We start from the raw sequence: 24,556 nt of genomic DNA on the forward strand, positions 1-24,556 counted from the left end.
ATAGAAAACAATTATGACCTTATTTCAATGGTTACTTTTTATACTTGGTTTACAGGTAATTCACTTTCTGGGAACCTGGAAGCTTTATGTTAAGGCGGGCAGAAAAGCTTGGGAAGCACTGGTTCCCGTATATAATGCAGTGGTATTGATGCAAATTATCAATCGCCCCAAATGGTGGGTGGTCTTACTCTTCATACCCATCATAAATTTATTGATGTTCCCGATCGTATGGATCGAAACGATTAGAAGTTTTGGTAAGAATTCCACCCAGGATTCTTTTTTAGTGGTTTTGACACTTGGATTCTACATCTTCTATGTCAGTTATATGGAAGATGTCAAGTATATCGAAAACCGAAGCCTGAAGCCCAGGACGGCGGCCGGGGAATGGGTCAGTTCCATCGCCTTTGCCGTAATTGCGGCCACACTGGTTCATACGTATTTTATGCAACCTTACACCATTCCTACTTCCTCACTGGAAAAATCGCTTTTGATTGGTGATTTTCTGTTTGTAAGCAAATTTCACTATGGAGCAAGGGTGCCCATGACTACTGTTGCAGCACCTATGGTCCATGATACTTTACCCCTGGTCAAGACCAAGAGCTATCTGGATTTTCCTCAATTGCCTTATATGCGTTTACCCGCAGTTCAAAAAATCAAACAAAACGATATCGTTGTATTCAGCTGGCCGGTGGATACTGTGGAACAGTTTTTTAAAAAAACAAACCGTCGTATTCGAAAACCTATCGATAAAAAATCGAATTATGTAAAACGCTGCGTGGGTATTCCCGGGGATTCTCTTGAAATTAGAGATGGATTTGTTTATATCAATGGAAAGAAGAATGAATTGCCTGACAGGGCTCGTTTACAGTTTTACTACGAGACTGATACCGACGGCAAAGCCCTGAGTGTGAAAAGCCTTAGAAACCGTTACCATGTAAGGGAAGGTGGAAGGTTACAGGATGGAAATTACATACTTAATTTATCCGATGAAGATGCTGAGCTGATTCGAAAAAACCCCACGGTAAAGAGTTTGAACAAGAGGATCAGTCCAAAAGGAGAACGGGAGGAAGTTTTTCCGAACCTGGAATCTCTAAAATGGAACAAAGACAATTACGGGCCCATATATATTCCTGAAAAGGGAGCGACAGTTGCATTGAACATGCAAAGCTTACCCTATTATAAAAGAATCATCGTAGAATATGAGAAAAACACCTTACGTGTTGATGATGGAAAGATCTATTTAAATGGAAATTCAGAGCCTGTAAATTCCTATACTTTTAAACAGGACTATTACTGGATGATGGGAGACAACCGTCATAATTCTGAAGATTCCCGCTATTGGGGTTATGTTCCTTTTGACCATGTGGTTGGAAAACCTGTGTTTATATGGTTTAGCTGGAATTCCGATGGCCAGGGAATCAGCAAGATACGGTGGGAAAGACTGTTTACCACCGTTGGTGGAAGCGGAGAACCTGTTTCTTATTTTTATCCTTTTCTTGGTGTCCTGGCAGTTATTTATGGATTCAGCTGGTATAGAAAAAGAAAGAAAGCCGCCTGAATCAAACCATAGTACCCATGAGTATTTTATTGCAACCTGGTTTTTTTGGACCCATTATTCAGTATGTGGCAATGGCCGCTCATTCTGAACTTGTTTTTGAAAAGGAAGATAATTTTCAGAAACAAACCTACAGAAATCGCTGCTATATCTATGGAGCTAATGGAAGGCAATTATTATCGGTTCCTATAAGGCATTCCAAAAGCGATGGAAGGCAAAAAACAAAAGACGTTAAAATAGACAATAGTTTTCCCTGGCAGAGGAATTTTATACGATCCCTGGAAGCTTCCTATCGATCTTCACCTTATTTTGAGTTCTACGAGGATGAACTGATGGTTGTATTGAACAAGCGTCATAAGTATCTTTTAGATCTTAATTTAGAAGCGCATCATGTTATTGGCGAATGCCTCCAGTTAGACAATAAGGTTCAGTTTACCAATGAATATGATCTCAATCCTGAAGGAATTAATGATCTGCGTTTTTTGGTTGAGGCCAAGAAAGAAAGGACCTATAATTTTGACCCGTATATCCAGGTATTTTCTTCTAAATATGGTTTTTTGCCAAATTTGAGCATCCTTGATCTTTTGTTCAATGAAGGTACAAATGCATTAGGATATCTTGAACAACATAAAAACCTACTCGATCTTTAGGACCCGATCTACTGTTCATTATAGAATCGAGTCGAAAATTCCCATTCTAAAACAATAAAAAAAGCCGAATACTTTACTATTCGGCTTTTGAATTTTTTCTCTACTTGGAAAGGGCCTTATTTTTTACCTTTTTTCTCAGCGTATTTCTGTTTGTTGAGTTCATCCTGTAGCTCCCTTCTCACCTTTTGTTCTCTTTCCAGGGCTTTCTGCTTGTAAGCTTCAAATTCTTTTTCCGTATCGCTTAACAGGTCTCTTGCCTGAATGGTAATGGCGTTACTTGATCTAAATCTGAAAATGAAGAAGAGCAGCAAGGCAATCAAACTAAAGATGATGGTCCATAAAAGACTGTTGTACGATGATTTGGTCATCGGAAAACCAAGAAACTTGATATTGTCTTTTTCTTTGGTCACTGAGGTCAGATTGTCATTAGTGGTCTGCAGATCTGCTTTCAGGCTGTTTATTTCATTAGACTGGACATCAACCAGTTTTTTGGTGTCACTCAAATCTTTCTTTAAGGCCTGTAAGGAATCAAGTACATTTCCTTTGATTTTTTGATAAAAGGTCTTTTTAACCACTTTATACTCTTGATAAGAACTCGATTTTCTATACAAATAGTCGAACTGGCTTTCAAGTGTACCACTATTCAAGGAGGGTTTTGGTCCTGATTGATCCTGAGCCTGTGCAAAGGCAATTGATCCAAATCCTAAAAACAAGGTTAGTGATAAAACAGTGATGAATTTTTTCATTTCAATGTTATTTGATTAATTATGTTACAAAAATCTGTCCTTCAGGTGCCTGACAAAGAAATATAAAATAAAAGTGTAGCTACCATATTGAGACAAGGCATTGTAACCGTTCTCTTTTCATATTAAGAGGGGTCTAAAATTAAATAAATTTACCATGTCTGCAAAAATTATTTTAAAGCATCTCTCAAGACTGTTACAGGATGTTTTGCCCTTCTTCCGGTTCCATCCTTAATCTGATGCCTGCAGCTTGTTCCCGAGGCCACAATCTCAACACTTTTGGCCGTATTTCTGATCTTTGGAAAAAGAGTATCTTCACCAACACGCATACTTAAATCATAATGCTCTTTTTCATAGCCAAATGATCCTGCCATTCCGCAGCATCCGGTGTTCATGATCGAACTATTGTAGTTTACGGGTAAATTCAGCATTGCCTGTGTGGATTTCATATTCGATAAAGATTTTTGCTGGCAATGACCGTGAATCTTAAGTTCTTTCTTTTGATGGGTGAATTGATCCTTGCGAATACGCCCCATCATTATTTCTCTCTCTAAAAATTCTTCAATCGTAAAAGTGTATTTACTCAATTTAAGTGCTTTTTCCTTATCCTCAGCCAATCTTAAATATTCATCCCTAAAACTTAGGATAGCAGATGGTTCAATTCCTACCAGGGGTACATGCTCAGTGATCAAACCTTCAAAATAGGAAATGTTGAAATTGGCAACTTCTTTTGCCTCATCGAGTAATCCTTTTGATATAAAACTTCTTCCACTTTCTTTATGATCGGTGATGATGACCTTGTATTGAAGTTTTGTAAGAAGTTCAATGCAGTCCCTCGCAATTTCAACATCATAAAAATTGGAGAATTCATCCAAAAACAAATAGACCAGTCCATTGCGAAATTCTGGTCTTAAAAATGAATTCTTATTTATGTGGTACCATTTTCTTGCAGTTTTCTGCGCAAGGGGAGGAACGGTTCTTTCTTTGGCGATACCCAGTGCATTTTTTGCGAGCCTGGTGTTTAAAACAAAATTGGCCAGACCCGGAACAAGGGATCCCATCTTGTTGTATTTTACATTATCGGCAAACAATTTCGTCCGAAAGGAGACTCCGTTTTCTTTTTGGTATTGGTACAAGAACTCCGATTTTAATGCAGCAACATCCACATTGCTAGGACATTCACTCGCGCAGGCTTTACAACTTAAACAAAGGTCAAATACCTCTTTGAGCTCTTCATGATCAAAACGATTGGCTTTCTTGCTATGGGTTAAAAATTCTCGAAGCGTATTGGCTCTTGCCCTGGTGCTATCTTTTTCGTCTTTTGTTGCCCTGTAACTGGGACACATGGTTCCTCCGGCAAATACCGGTTTTCTGCAATCACCCGATCCATTACATTTCTCTGTGGCTCTTAATATACCCATTGAATCAGAGAAATCCTGTAGGGTTTGAATCTCAGGTTCTTTCCTGTCGACTTCATATCGAAGGGAGGCATCCATTGGCCAGGGATCTATAATCTTACCCGGATTCAGCAGTTGTTGAGGGTCAAAGGTCCTTTTGATCCTTTTCATCAAATCATAATTCTTTTTACCCAACATGAATTCAAGAAATTCAGATCTTACGATCCCGTCTCCGTGTTCCCCGCTCATGGATCCACCGTATTTTTTTACAAGATGGGCCACCTGGGTGGTAATTTCCCTGAATAAGCCCACATCTTCCTTTTGCTTTAGATTTAAGATTGGACGTAAATGCAGTTCTCCTGCCCCGGCATGGGCATAATACACTGCTTCTTGTCCGTACTTTTTCATCATTGCGGTGAACTCCCTGATAAAAGCGGGTAGTACATGTACTTCAACTGCTGTATCTTCAATGCAGGCAACTGCTTTTCTGTCACCAACAATATTGCCAAGCAATCCTAAACCGGCCTTACGCAGGTTATTCGCGCTTGCAATCTGATCACCTTCCAAAATCGGATAGGCATAACCATAACCATTTGATTTCAGATCTGAGACCAAATTCTCAGCGAGCTCCCTGGTATGATTCGGATCATTACTTGAGACTTCCAGCATCAGAATTGCAGCTGGGTCTTTTTCTACAAAAAACCTGTTTTTGATCTGTTCCCTGTTGTTTTTTGTACAGTCCAGTATGGTTTTGTCCATGAGCTCACATGTGTACAAATTGTGCTTCATGGCCACTACAACGGCCTCAAGGCTTTCCTGTATACTTTCAAAATGGGCAGCTACCATCATGTTGTATTGAGGAGGAAGGGTGTCGAGAGAAAGAGTAATATCTGTGGTAAAGGCCAGGGTGCCCTCACTTCCACACATCAGTTTAGACAGATTGAAGAAGGAACTGTTTTCAGAAAATACTTCATTCTCCAGTAAAGCATCTATGGCATAGCCGTTATTCCTTCTGTGAATTCCGGGTTTGGGAAATTCTTTTTTGATCTCTTGCTGAATATCTTCCTTGGACAGCTCTTGATACAACAGATTGTAAACCTTGCTCTCAAGGCTGTTTCCTTTGAGTTTTTCCAGAAAACTCTTTTTTGAGAGGGGGCCAAAATTACAGTCACTTCCATCACTGAGTATTGTATTCATTTCAAGGACCTTATCACGTGTTACCCCATATTGTATGGAGGTGGTTCCCGAAGAATTGTTTCCTACCATGCCTCCGATCATGCATCGGTTGGAAGTAGAAGTATTCGGGCCAAAGAATAACCCAAAAGGTTTTAAAAATTCATTGAGCTCATCTCGAATGACCCCAGGCTGAACACGGATGGTTTTGTTTTTCTCATCAAATGCCAGAATTTTAGTAAAGTACTTAGAAGTATCCACAATAATTCCGTCTCCAACACACTGCCCCGCCAAAGAGGTCCCTGCTGTCCTGGGAGTCAGTGAAATCCGGTTCTTTGAGGCAAATTCAAGTAGTTTTTTCAGGTCAGAGCCATTCTTAGGAAAGGCCACCGCCAGAGGAAGCTTACGATATACTGAGGCATCTGTGGCATATATCCTTTTGTGCAACTCATCGTACTGAACCTCTCCCTCAAGAGATTGATTTAATTCTTGCAATGCCTGTTTAACTGACATAAAAAAATAAGTGATTTTGAAATTTACAAAACTTGTGTACCGTTTCCGACCCTGTCAGATGGATGTAAAAGTACAACTTCCTTACCATTTTGAACGCCCAGAACCAGGCATTCACTCATGAAATTTGCTATTTGTTTGGGAGCGAAATTTATTACGGCCAGAACTTTTTTTCCAATAAGTTCTTCTTTGGTATAAAGTGATGTGATCTGGGCACTGGATTTTCTGGTTCCAAGAGGCCCAAAATCCACGAGAAGCTGATAAGCAGGTACTTTGGCCTTTTCAAAATCAATGGCTTCAAGAATAGTACCAACGCGTATATCGACTTTCTGAAAATCTTCAAATGAGATGATGCTTTTCTCCATTACCGAGAGAGTTTTTCAAATACCCAGGCCGGTCCTATCAACAGAAATTGTAAATCCTTAAAAAATGAAGGTTTTTTTCCTTCCACTTTGTGTCCGTAAAACTGACCGATCCAGGCTACGACAAAAATAATCAGTGAGGTAATAAACAATGGGGCTATCTGGCCCAAATAGAAGTTTCCGTAAAGGCAAAGGACGCAAAATCCCAGCATTCTCAGGAATACAGCAAAGGATAACCGAAGATAAAAGATCAGCAGGAGTAACATTAAAAACGAAGCCCAGTTGATCCAGAGAGGGGCCTCCAAACCTGAAATTTGATTCAGGAAACCAGTAGGTATACTCATCAACATACCAACAATACTGAAGAAAATGGCCGGAACGCAGATATAATGAATTTTTTGATTGGTTTCATTTTGATGACTTACCGCATAATCATCATACCATTGCTGCATTGTTTTCATAAAGTGTTATTTTTGTTCATGTATAAGTAAATATAGAAATAAAATGTGATTTATGGCAAATACTCCTTCTAATATGATCCCGCTGGGAACTCGGGCAGAAAATTTTGACTTATTTGATACCGTATCCGGAAACTCACTGTCTTTAAAGGATTTGAAAGGGGAGAAGGGTACCGTTATTTTTTTTATTTGTAATCATTGCCCGTTTGTTATTCATGTCAATAAAGAATTGGTTCGTATGGCGAATGATTATTTTAAAAATGGGATCTCATTTGTTGCCATCTCCTCAAATGATATCGAAAAATATCCCCAGGACGGACCCGAATTGATGAAGGAAAATGCAAAAAATTTCAACTATCCTTTTCCTTACTTGTTTGATACTACACAGGAAGTAGCCAGGGCCTATGATGCGGCATGTACCCCCGATACGTATTTGTTTGATAAAGATTTAAAATTGGTTTACAGGGGTCAGATTGATGATTCCAGGCCGGGAAACGATAAACCTGTCAATGGAAAGGATCTCAGGAAGGCCATGGACTTTTTATTGGAAGGGAAAGGCCTGGTTGAGCCCCAAATGCCAAGTATGGGTTGCGGGATCAAATGGAAATGAGGCGTGAAAAACCATTGTACTAAAACCTGCTTTTCTTCTTAGTTACAGCCAGTTTTTTCTTCTTAATAAATTTTCGATATGGGCATAATGGTGCTGGCTATGCCAGGTATAAATACCAATATTCTTTTCAAGAGTGATCTCCTCATCGGTTTCCGGATGGATAAAAACCCTTTTAAGATCATCATCAGTCAATCCTTTAAGAAAATAAACCCATTTGGCATGCAGACTATCCAAAGCATTCAAGGAGAGTTCAATGGGAGCTTTATAGTCATGTAATTCTGCCCATCTGTCTTCATAATATGCCTTAATTACAGGCTTTTCCTCGGTCAAAGACCATTTGAACCGGATATAACTATGATAATGGCTATCGGCCACATGATGAACTACTTGTCGTATCGTCCATCCTTCTTCCCGGTAAGGAGTATTGAGTTGTTCCTCGGATAAGTTCTCAGTAATTAAACGAATTTTTTTAGGAAAAGCTTCCAGTGCTGAAATCCATTTTTGAATATCCTGTTTTGTTATTATCCCAGGAATACTGGCTTTCCCAATAGGATATTTTAAGTGTTCTAAATGATCTATCTGCATGTAATATGTTAGAAATTTCCGTGAACCGTAATCGTAGGGCCAGAAAAGCCCATGTCAAATTTACCTTTCCAGTTGTCTGCATCCACCTTGGCATTCAATAATAATCCTCTATAATCAAATCCCAGTCCTAGATTTTTAATAATTTGATATCTAACACCAGGGGCAAAATTCCAGAGACCTCCTGAATACTGATCGATGCTTATACCAAACCAATCCACACGAGCAATAAAAGCCCATTTTTGAGTAGGTGCCCAATGATACCAGGCTCCTATATTGGGCAATGGAATCAGAGCACTTACCCTTCTTTTCTGGAATTTTCCATCCAGATCCGGATTATCAGATTTTACCTCTCCTTCAATAAAGGCTCCTATGTTTATGGCATGAACTCCCAAACCTCCTCCCAATGAATGTTTTTGACCGGAAGAAATTAATCTGCCAACAAAAATCCTGTATAATGCAAAGTCAATACCTCCTCTTACAAAGGTCCCTTTTTCAAACGTCGTTTCATCGAATACAATTGTTGTGTCTAATGTGGCCCTTGCTGCATTATTTACGGCAAAAGTTTCAGCGGTTAACCTCCACTTTTTATTCCATCGCCATTCAAAATTTGCAAATCCGGTAATCTGGTTGTCGTTTAAATCAAATGTGCCATCAAAATCGATTTCATCATCGGGAGAGGAGGCATCGGCGCCGAGTTTAATATTCTTCGAAGGGAAGAAAGCCCCGGCTTCGATGTAGAATTTATCCGTTAATATTGGGTTTTTCTCTTCTTCCTGAGAATAGATTTCAGCATAAAGTCCAAAAAGAAAAAATATAAAAGCAATATATTTCATGAGGGGGATTCTTTAATTATAATTAAAGTTACAACAATTAACTTTATAAAAAAAAGCTTCTCTTAGAGAAGCTTTTTTTTTCAAGTTTTACGAACAATTTAACTTTATGCAAATTATTTAACGTCCATCAATTCTACGTCAAAAATCAGAGTAGCATCCGGCGGAATAACTCCTCCCGCACCTTGCGAACCGTAACCCAAATGAGATGGTATAACGAGTCTTGCTTTATCCCCAACCTGCAACAACTGCAGACCTTCGTCCCATCCTTTAATTACCTGGCCAACACCTACCGTGAAATCTATGGGTTGTTTACGCTGGTACGATGAATCAAAAACTCTTCCATCGGCAAGTTGTCCCTTATAGTGAACAGAAATTTGCTTTCCCTGAGTAGCTTTTGCCCCGTTTCCTTTTTGAATGATCTGATATCGCAATCCACTTTCCGTTTTGTCAAATCCGGCTGCAATTTTATCCAATTCAGCTTCCATTTTTGCTTTAGCCTCGGCAAGTCTTTTTTCCCTTTCTCCTTCAAACGTTCTAAAAGCTTCTATGGCATTGAATCCCTCAGCCTTGTCTCCAATTCTAAGAATCTCCACGGCATCCATGATATCATCCTGTGCAATACGATCAACAACCGACTGTCCTTCAATCACATGGCCAAAAACCGTATGCTTGTTGTCTAACCAGGGGGTGGGGACATGCGTTATAAAAAACTGGCTTCCATTGGTTCCCGGGCCGGCATTCGCCATGGATAGGATCCCAGGTTTGTCATGTTTCAGATCGGCATGAAACTCATCTTCAAAATTATATCCGGGGTTACCCGTACCAGTACCCAGAGGACAACCTCCCTGAATCATAAAATCCGGGATCACCCTATGGAACTTTAAGCCGTCATAATATTTCTGACCCTGTGGTTTTGCGGAGTTCTCCAGATTGCCTTCTGCCAATGCAACAAAATTTCCTACTGTACCCGGTGTTTTTTCGTATTCCAGCTCTAAAAGAATATCTCCTTTTGAACTTTTTATTTTTGCGTATAAACCGTCATTCATGTCTTACTATTTTTAAATTCCTGCAAAGATACTTTAATTATGAGGAAACGCAGGGGCAAATTTCATATGATTTCTCAATTTTTAAGGAAAAATTAGCATTTAAAGTGCTCATTTGGATAAAATAATACTTGTTTTCGTTCGTTATTATGTAGTAAACAAAATGCATTACAATGAAAAAGATCGGATTTATTATTGTCGCTCTATTTATGAGTTCATTTACTTTTGCACAGTTGCAAGAAGAAAATTTTGATGGGTCTGAAATTCCTGAAGGATGGTATTATGAAATCAATTCAGATGCTTCAGGTTGGCAGTTCGGATATACCGGAGTCATGCCACATAGTGGTCCAACCATAGAATCTGAATTTGTAAGCGGAGCAGCTCTTTTCAACGACACTAATTTTGGGAAACGAAATGATGATAAGACCAGTTTAACGACACCTCCTGTTGATTTGTCAGGTGTGAGTGAGGCTCAGATCGAAGTTACCTATAATTTACAGGTCGAAGATGAAAAGGGGGAATTTTCAATAGAAGTCTTTGATGGCAGAAAATGGAAAGAGGTATTTTTTCAGGATACTTCTTCACCTAAAAATACGGGAATGAATGAAGTGGTTCTGGTTGAGGTGAGTGAATTTATCAATGAAGATTTTCAGGTTAGATTCGTATATGATGATGAAGGTCATGAAAGTACCCAGGGTTTGGGAATCGATCATTATGAATTGATAGATTCAACTGCAGAGAATCTTGTTATGGAGGATGACATAAGCGTAATAAACGTTTTAAATTTACCCGAAAATGTGCTTGTTTTAGAAAGTAATGAACAACTGGACAGGGAGAATATGCTTAAAGATTTGTCTCAGCACCTGGAAGAGACTGAGCTTACTACGGACTCCATTATGTATAGTTTAAGTGAATTCCCGGGAGTAAAAGGAATATTCAGGGTACAGGAAGAAACCAACGTTGGATCCTATAAGGCCCTTAAAAAATAATTATAGAGTATTTTAGATTTAATTGTAAAAGAGCTGCTTGTTTTCAGGCAGCTTTTTTTTTGCTCCAGGTTCGGTTAACCTTTTTTTGGTGAAGCCGTTTATTCGATTTTTCATTGTGGCCAGCTTCCTAAAATTGGATATTCTGATTTAGATAGTTCCTGAAAATAAAAGACCGCTACGAAAATGTATTTTCCAATAGCGGTCCAAAAAAAAGGGATCTTTAGGGTCCCGTAGTTCAACAACGGGCCATATAAGTTGCTTTTCCGCTTTCGATTTTATCAAAAGCAGTATTATAAACTATTAAAGAAATTGAATGATTTAGGGGAAAAAGGGATGTTCGTTTCCAAACGGCCAAAAAATTTTGAATCATTACTTTCATAGACAATTTTTAATAGTCATTCTAAACCACTTCTTAATGAAGAAGCCAGAATCATACGATTATCGTATGGTATTTTGTTTGGAAAAATTGTTAATTGAGGGAAGTTAGCCGTCTCATTTCATGATCTGACTTATGCTTAAACGTTCGAATTAATAATTTATTTTAAGTGGTGTAGAATTATTACTTTTGGGAACAGAAAAATGTTTCGATTATATTCTAATTTGAGATATAGTTAGCTGTTACATGTAATGATGAATATCCAAACCTCCTCCTCAATTGATCAAGACAAAGTACTTGAGATAGTAGCTTCTTTTTCTCATTCCGGAAAAACCTATTGGGAAAAAAGAAATACCATTAAGGTATTTGATACTGAGTTTGGGAAGTGGAATGTAAAATCTTTTCAGGTTCCTCACCTGATTAATAGATTTGCATATAAATATGTGAGAAAGTCGAAAGCGAGGCGCTCGTTTGAACATGCTGAAATTTTACTGAGTAAGGGGATTTTGACCCCAAGACCAATTGCCTATGTTGAGTTTTCAAACCCTGTTGGCCTGACAAACAGTTTTTATGTATCTGAGAACCTGGAATATGACTTCAATTTTGAAAAGGTCATAGATCCCCATTTTCCTGATCGTGACAACATTCTCAGGCAATTTACCCGATTCACATTTCAACTTCATGAAAACAAAATCCATCACTTTGACCATTCTAAAGGAAATACCCTGATGTGTGTAAAAGAGTATGGCTTGTATGATTTTTATCTTATCGATCTGAACAGGATGCGATTTGAGGAGATGAGCTATGAGATGCGAATCGATAATTTTAACCGATTGTCCTTAACAGAGGATATGATTCCTATTATCGGGAAGGAGTACGCCTCGTTAATTGGTAAGGATGCTGATAAAGTCACGGAGGATATCAGAAAGTCATGTCAAAAGTTTCACGATTTTACCCTTCGTAAATCACGCTGGAAAAAAAGAATTGGCAAAAGTTAACTTCTGGCCCTGCCCATTAAATAAAAGTCTGCCAGTACCATGGCGCTTAACGCCTCTACTATGGGTACCGCTCGAGGCACAACACAGGGGTCATGTCTTCCTCTTCCCTGCATTTCAACCTTATTTCCTTTTGAATCTATGGTATGCTGTTTTTGGATCAAAGTGGCAACAGGTTTAAAAGCTACTCTAAAGTAAATATCCATACCGTTGGAAATACCACCCTGAATTCCGCCTGATAAATTGGTTTTTGTACTGCCATCCTGGTTGAACAGATCATTGTGATCGCTACCTTTCATTTTTGCTCCGCAAAATCCGCTGCCATACTCAAAGCCCTTTACCGCATTGATCGATAACATGGCCTGTCCGAGAGCTGCATGAAGCTTGTCAAAAATAGGTTCTCCCAGTCCGACAGGCACATTCTGAATAACACAGGTAATGGTTCCACCTACGGTATCCCCTTGCTTTTTGACCTGGCTGATATGTTCGATCATTTTATCTGCTGTAACAGGGTCTGCACATCGAACTATGTTTTTTTCGATATCCTCGAAATTAAGTTCCTGATAGGGTTTATCAATAAAAATTTCACCAACCGAAGAAGTGAATGCCGTTATTTTAATGTCTTTGATAATTTCTTTGGCAACCGCTCCTCCAACGATCCAGTTTGCGGTTTCACGCGCTGAACTTCTTCCACCACCCCTGTGATCCCTTATCCCGTATTTCTGATCATATGTGTAATCAGCATGCGAGGGCCTGTAGACATCTACATTATGCGAGTAATCTTTGCTTTTTTGATTGGTGTTTTGAATCTGGAATCCTATCGAGGTACCCGTTGTTTTACCCTCAAATACACCAGATAGAAATTCAACCTGATCAGGCTCCTTTCTTTGTGTGGTAATTTTTGACTGCCCGGGTTTTCTTCTGTCCAGTTGATGCTGAATTGCTTCAAGGTCCAGAGGTATTCCCGCGGGACAGCCGTCTATGACACCGCCTATTGCCGGTCCGTGTGATTCACCAAAAGTGGTTAGTTTGAATAGTTTTCCAAAAGAATTACCCATAGGGAGCGATTAAAAAATTCGAAAAGCAAAGGTAGTATAATAAGTGATAATTGAAAAGGAACAAAGGATAAATGAAAAGTATTTAGCTTTTACAATTAAATCTTAATTTTATGCCATTGAAAAAATACTTTTTAATGACTAAAAATTACAGGATCAGGGTGATTGGAGTAGTGCAGGGTGTATGGTTCAGAAAATATACAAAAGAGGCGGCTGATAAAAGGTCTATTATCGGGTTCGTCAGAAATGAACCGAATGGAAGTGTTTTTATAGAGGCACAGGGAGATGCAAGAAACCTTGAATTTTTTGTCGATTGGCTTTATCAGGGGTCGCCTTTGTCAAAAGTGGAGGAAGTTCAATGGGAGGAAGGAGAGGCAGGTTCTTATGAAGGTTTTTCAATCAGTCGGTAAAGAACCAGAGCTTGACCGCCATAATAAGCACCATAATAACAAGGAATATTTTTACCACCCCGTCGCCTTTTGAAACAGACCATCTGCTTGTAAACCATCCGCCAAGGGCATTACCGAAGGCCAGAATCAATCCATATTCCCAGTTCATTTTATCGTTTATCACAAAGATGCCTACAGCGAAAATCGTATAGATCCCGGTAACCACAATTTTGATCGCATTACTCTTTACCAGGCTAAAATTGTTGACCCCTGCCAGGACGAGAAGCATCAGAAAACCAACTCCAGCCTGTATAAAGCCTCCGTATATTCCAACAAAAAAGAAGAGTATTATACTGGTCCATAATGATTTCCCTTTTACTTTTTCAAAAGCGAAATCTACCTTTGGTTTTCTGTTAAGGACAAGATAAGTAACAACAATGATCATAATTACCGCAAGAATCTTGTTGAATAATTCTCCGTCAATTTCAATGGCGAGCTGGGCACCCAATATGGCTCCAAGAGTAGCGGAAATACCGAAATAAATACTAAAGGGATAGGTCTTGATGCCTTTACTTCTGAAACCTAAATTTGTAACGATACTTTGAATCAGAATGGCGATCCTGTTTGTTCCGTTGGCAACGCTGGGAGGTAAGCCCAAAAAGATCAGCATGGGCAGGGTTAGTAAGGATCCGCCTCCTGCTAAGGTATTTATAACACCGGTTACAACTCCGATGACCCATAAAAGGATCAGTTTCAATATTAGTTCCGTTTCCATGCAGAAATTTCTGCACTAAAAATAGGATTTATTTAATTAGCTAAGCTGAAAAAAAATAATTTAAAAAAAAATCAAATTGTTTTAGAAAAACAAAAAAGGGTATTATATTTGCGCTCGCATTTGAGCAATCAGATACACTCATGGAGAAATGGCAGAGTGGTCGAATGCACTGGTCTTGAAAACCAGCGAGGGTCACACCTCCGGGGGTTCGAATCCCTCTTTCTCCGCAAAGAAAAGCTGAAACTTTAGTTTCAGCTTTTTTTATTCCTCAAATGTTGAGAATTCATTCTCATAAATGAAGAGGAATAAAAAAAGGTAAAGGCATTGCCAGATGCAGCTTTTCTGTGCTTAGGGGACCCTTATTGGGATCAACAAAGTTAATCCCTGAAGTATACATGTGTAGTTTTTGTTTTTTAAGACTATGGCATTTGCAGGATACCCTCTAAGGGATCACTGGCAGTAATCCCTTTTGAGCGTAATATTTGTGTCATCTTAAAGATCTCTTTTGAGTGAGATGGGCAGGGTAAATTTAACTGCTACATTTTTGCCATTTTTCTGACCCGGTGTAAACCTGGGTAGATCTGAAACTACTCTAATAGCTTCTTTTTCCAGCTCTTTATGTTTTGTTTTGGCTTGCATATCCCTGACATTACCTTTCTTGTCGATCGTGAATCGAACGTATATTTTTTCGATGAGATCTTCAGAAGCATCCTCGCCGGAATCTGTATGATCTATATTTTTAAGAAGGGAAGCATCAAAATTTGAGGATACATGAGCCGTTATTCCCTTTACCATACAGGCTTTTTGATCTTCTGCATCTTCACAACCCGGAAAAACAGGCACCTGATCGATTTGAGCAAAAGGAACCGTCTCGTCATCTTCCTGGGAAGAGGCATTCTTCTGTTCTTCATAATTTGCTACAGGACTGGTGGCAGTATCTTTAACAACATCTGTTTCAGCCTTATTTTTTTCACAGGAAGTATACATAAGCATTGCCGATAACAATGGGATCAGCATGACATACTTAATTTTCAATAAATTCTTTGAATGTTCTCGATTAAACATAATAATTCGTTTTTTAATTAATGATTGATTATTAAATGAATTGACAAATGTTAGTCTGTCAACTTTGAAAGTCTCGGCCAAAAGACTATTGAAAAAAGTACTTCGTTCATTTTTGGAAACCGAACCTGAATCTGCAATGAATTCATGGATCGCTGCAATATTTTTTTGGTAGATATAAGAGAAAGGATTAAACCAAAACACAATCTTTTGTATTTCAAACACTAACAGGTCTAGGCTGTGCCATTGTTTTACATGAATTAGTTCATGGCTTATAATTTTTTTATTGGATTGATTAATCTCGCTTATGAATATGAAATTAAAGAAGGAAAAGGCACTGTTTCCTTCTTTTAACAGTACGATAAAATATTCATCTTTTTTTCTTTTTTCATTGCTTTTGATCAATCGGTATATTTTTAAAACCTTGAAAAGAAAAAGTATTCCGGTAAAGATGACTCCTGTATAGATCATCCAATTCAAAGAATTCAGAAAGAGGGCAGACCAATTGAAACGTTCTTCTAAATAACCTCCCGGAGCAAGGATCATTTCTGGCAGGCTATAGGCATATTCCGAGACGAAACGATTCGTCAATCCTTCTATTCTGATCAGGGGAATTATATAGGCCAAGATGGAGGTAATGATAAGATAAAACCTGTTCCACTGGAAAAAGGTTTCTTTCTTTAGAAAGACTTCATATACCATATAAAAGGCGGCCTGAAACAGAATGACCTGGAATACATAATTTAACATGATCTATTGCTTTTTGTCCATTTCTTTTAAAATACTTTCCAATTCTTTTAGGTCAAGATCATTTTTTTTAACAAAGAATGATACCATACTTTTAAAAGATCCTCCAAAATAACCATCCACCAGCTTATGAAGGCTTTGATTGGTATAGTCCGTTTTCCTGATCAATGGAAAATAGATGTAACCACGTCCTTTTTGCTGATGGGAAACAAATTTCTTTGTTTCGAGAATTCTGATAATTGTGGAAACTGTATTATAGGCAGGTTTGGGGTCAGGAAGCTTGTCAATAATATCTTTGACAGATCCTTCTTCGATCTCCCATAGTACCTGCATAAATTGCTCCTCGGCTTTAGTGAGTTGTTTGCTCATAATCACTTTTCTGATAGAATTACAAAGCAAATATAACTAAATATTTAGTTTAAACTAAGATTTTAGTTGAAATTTTTTAAAATTTTCCCGATCTTTTTTTTAGGAAGGGCAAAAAAACTCAAATAGTGCCGTTAAATATCCTGAATAGGGTGGCCTTAACATTAACAAATTTATTCTGAACCTGAATGGCTTTAAGTTCTGCTTCAATAAGCTTGGACTCACGGGTGTTGACAAGAAAAAGTGAGCTTTCTCCCAATTCGAACTTTCGTTCTTCAGAACGCAACAGATTTGTATAATCATTTACGATGTTTTCTGTAATCTGATTTTGCGTTTCATAAGAAATCAATTCCTGATTTAGACTGATCCATTTATTTTGAAGGGATACTTTTGCCGTACTTTGTTCAAGTTCATTGTCCTGTATTTTAAGTTTGGTCAGTTTCAAATCACCTCTTTCTTTTCTCAGAAACAGGGGAAAACTTGCCCTGAGCCCCGCTTTGTAATTATTGCTGTTCCATCCCATATTGTTTTCTGCAGCTTCATTCAGGAAATTGTATTGAATATCCAGTTGGGGAAGAAGGTTATTCAATTTCAGTTTTTTCTGTATGTTGAGTTGTTCATATTTGGCCTGGAGCGAGACAAGTTTGGGATGATTGTTCATTTCCGGCAAGGTGTCAGCTACAGCAGAATCATTATCCATAAAATTACTTAGGCTTGGAATAATGGAATTAATGGACTCTATTGAAAACAGGTCCGGATGCATGTCTTCCTGAAGTTCGACGGGTGTATTGTCTTTGAGCCAAAGAAAATTGGACAGAGCCAGGCCAGATTTAAGGTATTTGATCCTCGCGTTTTCATACTCGAGTTTTCTGGTGTTTTTTGAGATATTGGCTTCAAGGGTATCAATGGCAGGTTTATCACCGGCCGCAAAATTTCTTTTTACGTTCTCGAACCGCAAAGAGGCATTAAGTAGAAATTTTTCTCGTACCTGAAACTCCCGATACTGCTTAAACCAATCAAAATAGGCAACTATGGCGTCATACAGAATTTCGTTGGTAAGCATTTTTTGCTCGGCTTCTGCCTGTCGCTGAAAGATCTTGGCCTTTTTCAAGGTGGCCATTCTTTTATTCATTAAGAGCCCTTTTGCGAGGGATACGGAAACACCTAAACTATAGAGTCCGTCATCCGGTACGGTTGCCTCCGGGTTTAAATAGACCCCGGAATTTTGCTCGTAATTTGCTTTTAGTTCTATTCCATACCAGGTAGGGATCTTGAATGACCCATTGAGTTTATTGTAGTATTCTGATCCGTTGAATTCCTTCCGGTCAAAATCTACTTCAAGTTTTGGATCAAAAGCTCCCCTTGACTTCATCAATATGGCCTGACTTTCATCAAGAACCAGATTGTTCTGTTTGATCACAGGATGAAACTCCTTGACATATCCAAGATATTCCTCGAGACTCAACACTTTATCATCCAGTGTTTGTGACCAGAGATTCGAAGTGAAGAGTATAAGAATTACAGTTAATTTAACTAGAGTTTTCATTTTGAATTCGATTTGTTATCTGTTGATGCCGGTTGATAATAATTAGGAGGGAACCCGTTTAATTTTCTCCAGATTTCATACCATACAGGTACATCGTTCAAAAGAGCCAGGGTCCTCGCACCTGAACCTATCCTGATCGCTTTGGGCCATTCCCTATCCTCCGGATCAGGTGCCAGAAGGACTCTGTATTTGCCATTGTCTCGAATGAAATTCTCAATGGCTACAACTCGAGCCCCATAAGTTCCATAAGACATTCCCGGCCATCCGCTAAAAACAATAGCAGGCCATCCGTCAAACTGAACTCTGACTTTTTCCCCAATATGAAGTAAAGGCAGGTCAATGGGTTCTACAAAGGTTTCTACGGCCAATTCATAGTTATCCGGCATTATGGTTACCAGACGATCACCTTCTTTAAAGGTTTCTCCAATACCTGAAACGATGGCCCTGTTGATGTAGCCATCCTGAGGAGCTGTAATGAACTGAAGGTTCCTCCTTTTTTCATAATTGGAATATGAATTTTCCAGTTTTGATACCTGTGCCCTTGTTTCATATTGATTGGAGCGGGCAGTGAACATATCGCTTTCCACCTTTGAAATCTTATCGATATATGAGGCATCAATGGTTGACAGATCAAGTTCCGCATTAAGAACATTATTTCTGCTGACCAGTAATTTGTTTTGCTGAGAGATAAGTTTGGCCTGTGCCTCCTGAAGCTTTAATCGTTTTAATTCAAGATCATTGATAGATTTTAGTCCTTCGCTTTGAAGTGTTTCAGTACGGTTAAATTGTTTTTCAGCAATGTCTTTTTGAGTTACTGCCGCCTGCAGATCAATACTGTCACTTTTTACTTTTAGACGAGACTGCTGCAATTTGTTCCTGGCCTGTTCAATTTTCAAAACGCGCTCTCTTTTTAAAGCATTTATTTGATTTTCAAGAGAATGAACTTTATTGTCATAAGCATCGATCGAAGAGCTTTTCGCATCGATCTGTGTTTTTGTACGGTCTAATAGGCGGTCATCAAAGTATTCACTTTTTATTTCTGATACGAATAAAATGGTGTCTCCTTTTTTAACAAAATCTCCTTCCTTAACGTACCACTGTTCCACGCGCCCCGGGAGCTGTGACTGAATACTTTGAGGTCGCTGATCGGGTTTCAGAGTGGTTACCTTTCCTATTCCCGCAATATTCTGGGTCCAGGGAAGGAACATGGCAATCAAGGTGATTATGGCCAAAGCCAATAAAAACCGGTTCAGTTTTTTATGTTCATCTGTCTCCATTACTTTCTGAGCCGAAGTAAATTTTTCGAGGGAAACAGATTTATTGAGTGGATTATTTGATATGTTAAGCATGTTTCAGATTTTTAAAATGACCATTTTGCAATGTCAAGTGCGTGTGGCAGTATTTTTTCCACAACGGATCTTTATCAGCAACGATAAGTCCCCATGGCTTTGAGGAATCGGTTAGCATGGAAACAATGTATTGCTTATCAGCCGGATTAAAAGGTTCAATCAGATTTTCAAGGATGAGCAGTTTCGGTTTTTTGAGGATTGCTCTGGCCAGTAAGATCTTTTTTGAAATGCTCGACGGAATTTGCTTTCCTTCCGGATGGATTATGGTGTTAAGGCCATTGTTCTGTTCTTTCAGGAACTCTACAAGATTGACTTCTTTGATCACCTTAAGGATCTCTTTATCATCTATTTCATTACTTCCAAAGGTCAGGTTTTCCCTCAATGTACCTTCAAAAGGAGTCTCTTCGGTCAATACGATGCCCAGATTGGATCGGTAGTGATTCAGGTTCATACCATGAATAGAGAAACCGTTAACATTCATGTTTCCTGCTGAAGGCTCAACCAGGCCGGAAATGAGTTTTAACAGAGTGGATTTTCCGGATCCGCTTTCTCCATGAGCGAGAATTCGGCTTTTCTGATTGAGTGTTAAATTCAAATCGCTAAGTATCGGACTTTTTTTGTCTTTTACGGCGTAAGTCAAATTGGTCAACTCAATTGAAAACTCTGATGAAAAGTCAGGTTTTTCACCTTTTTGTGTTTCGAGTTCCTTATCTACGACCTGGCCTAGTTTTTCTGTTGAAGTAATAAGATCATACAAAGGCTCCAGTCCGAGAATCAGTTTTTCCACCGAGGAGATTACGATCAGAATGATGATTTCAGCGGCAACAAACTGTCCGATATTCATTTCCTGCTGAAGTACCAGAATCCCTCCAATGATGAGCAGCACAGCAGTAACGATTACCTTAAATCCAATCATCTGAATAAATTGCAGAACAAGGACCTTAAAGTGCCTGTCTCTTGCATCCAGATATTCGGTGACCAGAAGGTCATTCTTTTGTAATGCCAGACTTGTTCTTCCCGATACTTTGAAACTGATAAGCGTTCGCGCCGTTTCCTGGATCCAGTGAGCCACCTTGTATTTGATCTTGGATTCTTCAAGGCTGGTAACCAACCCTTTTTTTGCCGTAAACTTGAATAGCGTATAGACCAATAAGAGCAATAGTATGCCAAAAATGATAAAGAAGGGATGATAGAAGGAAAGAAGGATCAGGGCAAACAGGATCTGCAGTAATGCGGTAGGCACATCCACCAGTATTTTAGCCAGCCCTTTTTGTATTGACAGGGTATCAAAAAAGCGATTTGCAAGCTCCGGAGGATAGGAATTCCTCAATTCATCCAGCTTGATTTTTGGGAACCGATAACTCAACTCAAAGGATGCACGAGTAAAAATTCGTCGCTGTAAAGATTCAATAATTCTCATTTGCATAAGCTGCAAAGCACCTGTAAATAATACACCTATGGTGACCAAAGATACAAGAACGATCCATGAAGAAGAAATCTGGGCTCCCTGGATCAGGTTGATGATGGCTTGTATACCTAATGGCAAAGAAAGTCCGACGAGTCCGGAGAAGATCGCATAATAGAATATTTGTGAAATACTCTTTCTCTCTAATTCAAGCAATCGAATAAGTCTTTGCCAGGGGGACAATATTTTTTCCATTTCTAAATTTTTGACGCACAAATATAATAGTAATACTATTAATAATAATAGCAAAAGTATTAATTTATTGTTAACGTGTTTAAAAAATGTTGTAAAAATCTGATAATCAAGAATGTAAAATTTATGATTTTTTGGGATTCTTATTCAAAAATTTGTGGTATGAATAAAAAAAGTGTCAATTTTACATGTTATCATGTATAAATATATTGTAAATTGTCATGGAATACATAGGATATTTCTACTTAAATTTAGAAAGCACCATGAAGTATATCAGTGAATTTAGAAATCCTGAACTGACCAAGAAATATCTGCAGGACATAAGAGATACAGTGACACAACCCTGGTCTATTATGGAAGTTTGCGGAGGACAGACACACAGTCTGGTGAAAAATGGTATCCTCGAGCTGCTTCCGGATGAAATTAATATGATCCACGGGCCGGGATGCCCTGTTTGTGTTACTCCTTTAAACCTGATTGACAAGGCAGTTCATCTTGCTTTGGATAAGGATGTTGTCCTTTGTTCTTTCGGTGATATGTTGAGGGTTCCGGGGTCTGAGAAAAGTTTATTGGAGGCAAAAGCAGAAGGCGGTGATGTTAGGATCTTATACTCTCCGCTTGAAGCCGTGAAAATAGCTGAACAAAATCCTGAAAAGGAAGTCGTGTTTTTTGCAGTAGGGTTTGAAACTACGGCTCCGGCCAATGCCTTGTCCGTGGCACATGCGCATAAAAAAGGCATAAAAAATTATTCTATTCTTGCATCTCATGTTCTGGTACCACCTGCTATTCAGGCTGTCATTGATGATGAGGAGAGTAAAATTGACGGTTTTCTGGCAGCGGGCCATGTTTGTACGATCATGGGAACTTCAGAGTATCATCCTTTATCTGAAAAATATAAGGTTCCTATAGTGGTCACGGGATTTGAGCCTGTTGATCTGGTTCAGGGGATCCTGATGGTTGTACAGCAGCTTGAGAACAGCAAAGCAAAAGTTGAGAATCAGTATGCGAGAATTGTTAAGGATGAGGGCAACACTGAGGCGCAGAAAATGATTTCCGAAATCTTTGAGGTGGACCATCAATTCTGGCGGGGCATTGGTGAAATCCCTGATAGTGGTTACGTCGTGAAAGAGAAATACGCCCAATACGATGCGATACGCAAATTTGAAATTTCCATTGAGAAGGTTGCGGAAAATCCGGATTGTATTTCCGGTCTGATCATGAAGGGAATCAAAAAGCCTTATGAATGTGAGCAATTTGGTAAGAAGTGCAATCCTTCCAATCCATTGGGAGCACCTATGGTGAGCAGTGAAGGGGCCTGTGCGGCATATTATCATTTTTCAGATAAAGTTGAAGTTTAGCATTTAAATACAAGTAGTATTTTGGCAATTAAAACAGAATCAATGTCGAAAAAACAAAACAGGAAAATAGAGCTGCAATGTCCAATGCCAAAACTGGATTTTGACGTGATAACCTTAGGCCATGGAAGTGGCGGAATTCTGACCAATAAGCTGCTCGATAGCGGGGTTTTTGATTTGTTGAGCAATGAAATCCTGGACGAACGTCATGACGGGGCATTTTTAAAGCTTGAAGGTGAAGTCGCATTCTCAACAGATAGCTTTATCGTATCTCCTATTTTCTTTCCGGGTGGCAATATCGGCGAACTGGCTGTGAATGGAACGGTAAACGACCTGGCAGTTTGCGGAGCGGTCCCAAAGTATCTTTCACTGGGTTTTATTATTGAGGAAGGCTTGAAAGTCTCCGAATTCTGGGAGATTTTGGTTTCCATTAAATCGGCCTGTGAACAGGCAGGTGTCCAGGTGGTTACAGGAGATACAAAAGTGGTGGAAAAAGGAAAAGGGGATAAGATTTTTATAAATACAACAGGCATTGGATACATACATCCAAAAGCTTCCATTCATACAAGAAATGTAAAAGTTGGGGATAAGATCATTCTCAGCGGCCAGCTTGCAGCTCATGGAATGGCGATTATGTCCGTAAGAGAAGGGCTCGAGTTCGAATCGGAAATTCAAAGTGATACAGCCAATCTCAATCATGTGATCATGAATATGCTTGATATTTATGGTCAGGACCTGCATCTTTTGACTGATCCTACTCGAGGTGGAGTGGCCACTGTGTTGAAGGAAATCGCAGATTCCATTTCTTTGGGCATCGATATCTATCAAAAAGATTTACCCGTGGATAAACAGGTTGAAAGTGCTTGTGAGTTACTTGGCCTTGATCCGCTGTATGTGGCCAATGAGGGCCTTTTTATAAGCTTTGTTGACAACAGAATAGCAGATCAGTATCTGGCCTCGCTTCGGCAAGATGAACTTGGTAAACATGCTCGTATCATCGGAGAAGTGGTGAGCGATCATCCCGGCCAGGTGATCATGGAGAGTGCCATCGGTGGCAAAAGAGTCATCAGCATGCTTCCCGGGGAACAGTTACCACGTATTTGTTAAAGTGTGTTTGGCGATTATCCTGAGATTTTCCTGTCTTACCAGTTTGTTTTTCCTTAAATCCAGATTTGATCCGAAGTATTCTTGTTAAATTTCCTAAGTTAAAATGAATTTTTGTTCAACTATATTTTATTATAGTTAAACAAAATACTATATTTACCCTTTCATAACCTTAATCAAGAAAAATGGAGAAGAAAAAAATTCCGGATAATGTGGTTTTCAATTTTGAAAAGCAACAGTATGATGCGGCTTTAAAGGCTTATTCTACATCTGTTGGTGCGCCAAAGATCACGATTAGTGATACGGCTGACTGGAAAAACAGAGGTGTCAATAATTTGAATAACAGGGTTCAGGCCAAGTATTCAGAACTGAAGAATGAATATGAGAAGATGATGACTCAATTTGAATACAACCGTCTGATCTACGAATCCAGGTTTTCTTTTGAGCCCATCATTGGTAAGACATACCATCTTTACAAAAGGGAAAACGGAGAAACTTTTTTATCCATAATTGCCCCGGAGGAATGCAACTTTAGTCCAATGGGTAGTTTTTATCTGAATGCGGAACAAATCTGGGAAAAAATAGATTAAAATGGATTCATTGACATTAAGACAATTAGATCGAATCATTGAAATGGCCTGGGAAGACAGAACTCCTTTTGAAGCTATCTTATTTCAGTTTGGATTATCTGAAAAGGAAGTGATCAAATTAATGAGATCAAACCTTAGGGAATCCACTTTTAAACGTTGGAGGAAACGGGTAAACAGTGGGGTGAGTCAAAAGCATTTGAAAAAAAGAAATCCGGGAATCGATCGATTTAAATCTTCGAGGCAGCGGATAATCTCTCAAAACAGGATAAGCAAAAGATAATC

At 38.9% G+C, this 24,556-nt stretch carries 24 protein-coding genes and 1 tRNA gene; 11 read left to right on the forward strand and 14 right to left on the reverse strand.

The genetic code is table 11. The annotated features are described in order from the left end of the window. Nucleotides 1-13 precede the first annotated feature (13 nt). Nucleotides 14-1,558 carry a signal peptidase I gene (gene lepB, locus LCM02_RS03730; protein WP_224926983.1) on the forward strand — a complete coding sequence of 515 codons (1,545 nt, stop codon included), beginning with the start codon at nt 14-16 and terminating at the stop codon, nt 1,556-1,558. Between the two features lie 17 nt (nt 1,559-1,575). Next, nucleotides 1,576-2,205: a WbqC family protein gene (locus LCM02_RS03735; RefSeq protein WP_224926984.1), complete on the forward strand. Its 630-nt coding sequence runs from the start codon at nt 1,576-1,578 to the stop codon at nt 2,203-2,205. A gap of 116 nt (nt 2,206-2,321) precedes the next feature. Here LCM02_RS03735 and LCM02_RS03740 read toward each other — a convergent pair whose 3' ends face one another. The 4 genes from LCM02_RS03740 to LCM02_RS03755 form a co-directional block, all read right to left on the reverse strand. After that, entirely contained in the window at nt 2,322-2,951 is a 630-nt protein-coding gene (locus tag LCM02_RS03740) for a tRNA (guanine-N1)-methyltransferase (protein WP_224926985.1), read from the reverse strand. Nucleotides 2,952-3,118: 167 nt separating this feature from the next. Continuing rightward, complete coding sequence (locus LCM02_RS03745) at nt 3,119-6,031, reverse strand: FAD-binding and (Fe-S)-binding domain-containing protein (protein WP_224926986.1); 2,913 nt, start codon at nt 6,029-6,031, stop codon at nt 3,119-3,121. Between the two features lie 23 nt (nt 6,032-6,054). Further along, nucleotides 6,055-6,393 carry a tRNA-binding protein gene (locus LCM02_RS03750; protein WP_224926987.1) on the reverse strand — a complete coding sequence of 113 codons (339 nt, stop codon included), beginning with the start codon at nt 6,391-6,393 and terminating at the stop codon, nt 6,055-6,057. Beyond that, on the reverse strand, nt 6,393-6,851 hold the full coding sequence (locus tag LCM02_RS03755) for an Mpo1 family 2-hydroxy fatty acid dioxygenase (RefSeq protein ID WP_224926988.1): 459 nt from the start codon (nt 6,849-6,851) through the stop codon (nt 6,393-6,395). Before LCM02_RS03755 ends, LCM02_RS03750 begins: the two co-directional genes overlap by 1 nt. 52 nt (nt 6,852-6,903) lie before the next feature. Here LCM02_RS03755 and LCM02_RS03760 point away from each other — a divergent pair, with 52 nt between their 5' ends. Then, nucleotides 6,904-7,458 (forward strand): thioredoxin family protein, encoded by a 555-nt coding sequence (locus LCM02_RS03760; protein WP_224926989.1) that lies wholly within the window; start codon nt 6,904-6,906, stop codon nt 7,456-7,458. Between the two features lie 42 nt (nt 7,459-7,500). Here LCM02_RS03760 and LCM02_RS03765 read toward each other — a convergent pair whose 3' ends face one another. The 3 genes from LCM02_RS03765 to LCM02_RS03775 form a co-directional block, all read right to left on the reverse strand. Beyond that, a complete protein-coding gene (locus LCM02_RS03765; protein WP_224926990.1) occupies nt 7,501-8,043 on the reverse strand; it encodes a YfiT family bacillithiol transferase in 543 nt (180 codons plus the stop codon). A gap of 8 nt (nt 8,044-8,051) precedes the next feature. After that, nucleotides 8,052-8,876: a hypothetical protein gene (locus tag LCM02_RS03770; protein WP_224926991.1), complete on the reverse strand. Its 825-nt coding sequence runs from the start codon at nt 8,874-8,876 to the stop codon at nt 8,052-8,054. A gap of 113 nt (nt 8,877-8,989) precedes the next feature. Further along, a complete protein-coding gene (locus LCM02_RS03775; RefSeq protein ID WP_224926992.1) occupies nt 8,990-9,922 on the reverse strand; it encodes a peptidylprolyl isomerase in 933 nt (310 codons plus the stop codon). A 170-nt stretch (nt 9,923-10,092) separates the two neighbouring features. Between LCM02_RS03775 and LCM02_RS03780 the strand changes: the two genes are divergently transcribed. Both LCM02_RS03780 and LCM02_RS03785 read left to right on the forward strand, forming a co-directional pair. Next, nucleotides 10,093-10,908, forward strand: a complete 816-nt coding sequence (locus LCM02_RS03780; protein ID WP_224926993.1) for a hypothetical protein — start codon at nt 10,093-10,095, stop codon at nt 10,906-10,908. Between the two features lie 627 nt (nt 10,909-11,535). Then, entirely contained in the window at nt 11,536-12,282 is a 747-nt protein-coding gene (locus LCM02_RS03785; protein ID WP_224926994.1) for a lipopolysaccharide kinase InaA family protein, read from the forward strand. Here LCM02_RS03785 and aroC read toward each other — a convergent pair. Continuing rightward, the gene (aroC, locus tag LCM02_RS03790) at nt 12,279-13,337 is read right to left on the reverse strand and encodes a chorismate synthase (protein WP_224926995.1); all 1,059 of its coding nucleotides are present in this window, start codon (nt 13,335-13,337) and stop codon (nt 12,279-12,281) included. The genes LCM02_RS03785 and aroC overlap by 4 nt on opposite strands. 110 nt (nt 13,338-13,447) lie before the next feature. Between aroC and LCM02_RS03795 the strand changes: the two genes are divergently transcribed. Next, the gene (locus LCM02_RS03795) at nt 13,448-13,744 is read left to right on the forward strand and encodes an acylphosphatase (protein WP_224926996.1); all 297 of its coding nucleotides are present in this window, start codon (nt 13,448-13,450) and stop codon (nt 13,742-13,744) included. On the opposite strand, the gene LCM02_RS03800 is transcribed toward LCM02_RS03795, so the two are convergent. Continuing rightward, nucleotides 13,734-14,498, reverse strand: coding sequence for a sulfite exporter TauE/SafE family protein (locus LCM02_RS03800; RefSeq protein WP_224926997.1), 765 nt, complete (start codon nt 14,496-14,498; stop codon nt 13,734-13,736). The genes LCM02_RS03795 and LCM02_RS03800 overlap by 11 nt on opposite strands. Before the next feature lie 142 nt (nt 14,499-14,640). Here LCM02_RS03800 and LCM02_RS03805 point away from each other — a divergent pair. Then, nucleotides 14,641-14,725: transfer RNA gene (locus LCM02_RS03805), tRNA-Ser, on the forward strand. Nucleotides 14,726-14,990: 265 nt separating this feature from the next. Here LCM02_RS03805 and LCM02_RS03810 read toward each other — a convergent pair. From LCM02_RS03810 to LCM02_RS03830, 5 genes are all read right to left on the reverse strand, one after another. Further along, entirely contained in the window at nt 14,991-16,310 is a 1,320-nt protein-coding gene (locus LCM02_RS03810) for an energy transducer TonB (protein ID WP_224926998.1), read from the reverse strand. 3 nt (nt 16,311-16,313) lie between these two features. Beyond that, the gene (locus tag LCM02_RS03815; protein WP_224926999.1) at nt 16,314-16,676 is read right to left on the reverse strand and encodes a BlaI/MecI/CopY family transcriptional regulator; all 363 of its coding nucleotides are present in this window, start codon (nt 16,674-16,676) and stop codon (nt 16,314-16,316) included. A 118-nt stretch (nt 16,677-16,794) separates the two neighbouring features. Further along, nucleotides 16,795-18,219 carry a TolC family protein gene (locus LCM02_RS03820; protein ID WP_224927000.1) on the reverse strand — a complete coding sequence of 475 codons (1,425 nt, stop codon included), beginning with the start codon at nt 18,217-18,219 and terminating at the stop codon, nt 16,795-16,797. Then, nucleotides 18,216-19,568: an HlyD family secretion protein gene (locus LCM02_RS03825; protein WP_224927001.1), complete on the reverse strand. Its 1,353-nt coding sequence runs from the start codon at nt 19,566-19,568 to the stop codon at nt 18,216-18,218. The genes LCM02_RS03820 and LCM02_RS03825 overlap by 4 nt, the downstream gene beginning before the upstream one ends. Then, nucleotides 19,561-21,228 carry a peptidase domain-containing ABC transporter gene (locus LCM02_RS03830; RefSeq protein WP_224927002.1) on the reverse strand — a complete coding sequence of 556 codons (1,668 nt, stop codon included), beginning with the start codon at nt 21,226-21,228 and terminating at the stop codon, nt 19,561-19,563. The genes LCM02_RS03825 and LCM02_RS03830 overlap by 8 nt, the downstream gene beginning before the upstream one ends. A 218-nt stretch (nt 21,229-21,446) precedes the next feature. On the opposite strand from LCM02_RS03830, the gene hypD reads away from it, so the two are divergent. From hypD to LCM02_RS03850, 4 genes are all read left to right on the forward strand, one after another. After that, on the forward strand, nt 21,447-22,583 hold the full coding sequence (hypD, locus tag LCM02_RS03835; RefSeq protein WP_224927003.1) for a hydrogenase formation protein HypD: 1,137 nt from the start codon (nt 21,447-21,449) through the stop codon (nt 22,581-22,583). Nucleotides 22,584-22,625: 42 nt separating this feature from the next. Beyond that, nucleotides 22,626-23,687, forward strand: a complete 1,062-nt coding sequence (gene hypE / locus LCM02_RS03840) for a hydrogenase expression/formation protein HypE (protein WP_224927004.1) — start codon at nt 22,626-22,628, stop codon at nt 23,685-23,687. Nucleotides 23,688-23,869: 182 nt separating this feature from the next. Next, nucleotides 23,870-24,274 (forward strand): DUF2452 domain-containing protein, encoded by a 405-nt coding sequence (locus tag LCM02_RS03845; protein WP_224927005.1) that lies wholly within the window; start codon nt 23,870-23,872, stop codon nt 24,272-24,274. Between the two features lies 1 nt (nt 24,275). Further along, nucleotides 24,276-24,554 carry a TIGR03643 family protein gene (locus tag LCM02_RS03850; RefSeq protein WP_224927006.1) on the forward strand — a complete coding sequence of 93 codons (279 nt, stop codon included), beginning with the start codon at nt 24,276-24,278 and terminating at the stop codon, nt 24,552-24,554. The last annotated feature ends 2 nt before the right edge of the window (nt 24,555-24,556 follow it).

Origin of the sequence: Lutimonas saemankumensis, assembly GCF_020171465.1 — a bacterium.
Lineage (GTDB): Bacteria > Bacteroidota > Bacteroidia > Flavobacteriales > Flavobacteriaceae > Lutimonas > Lutimonas saemankumensis.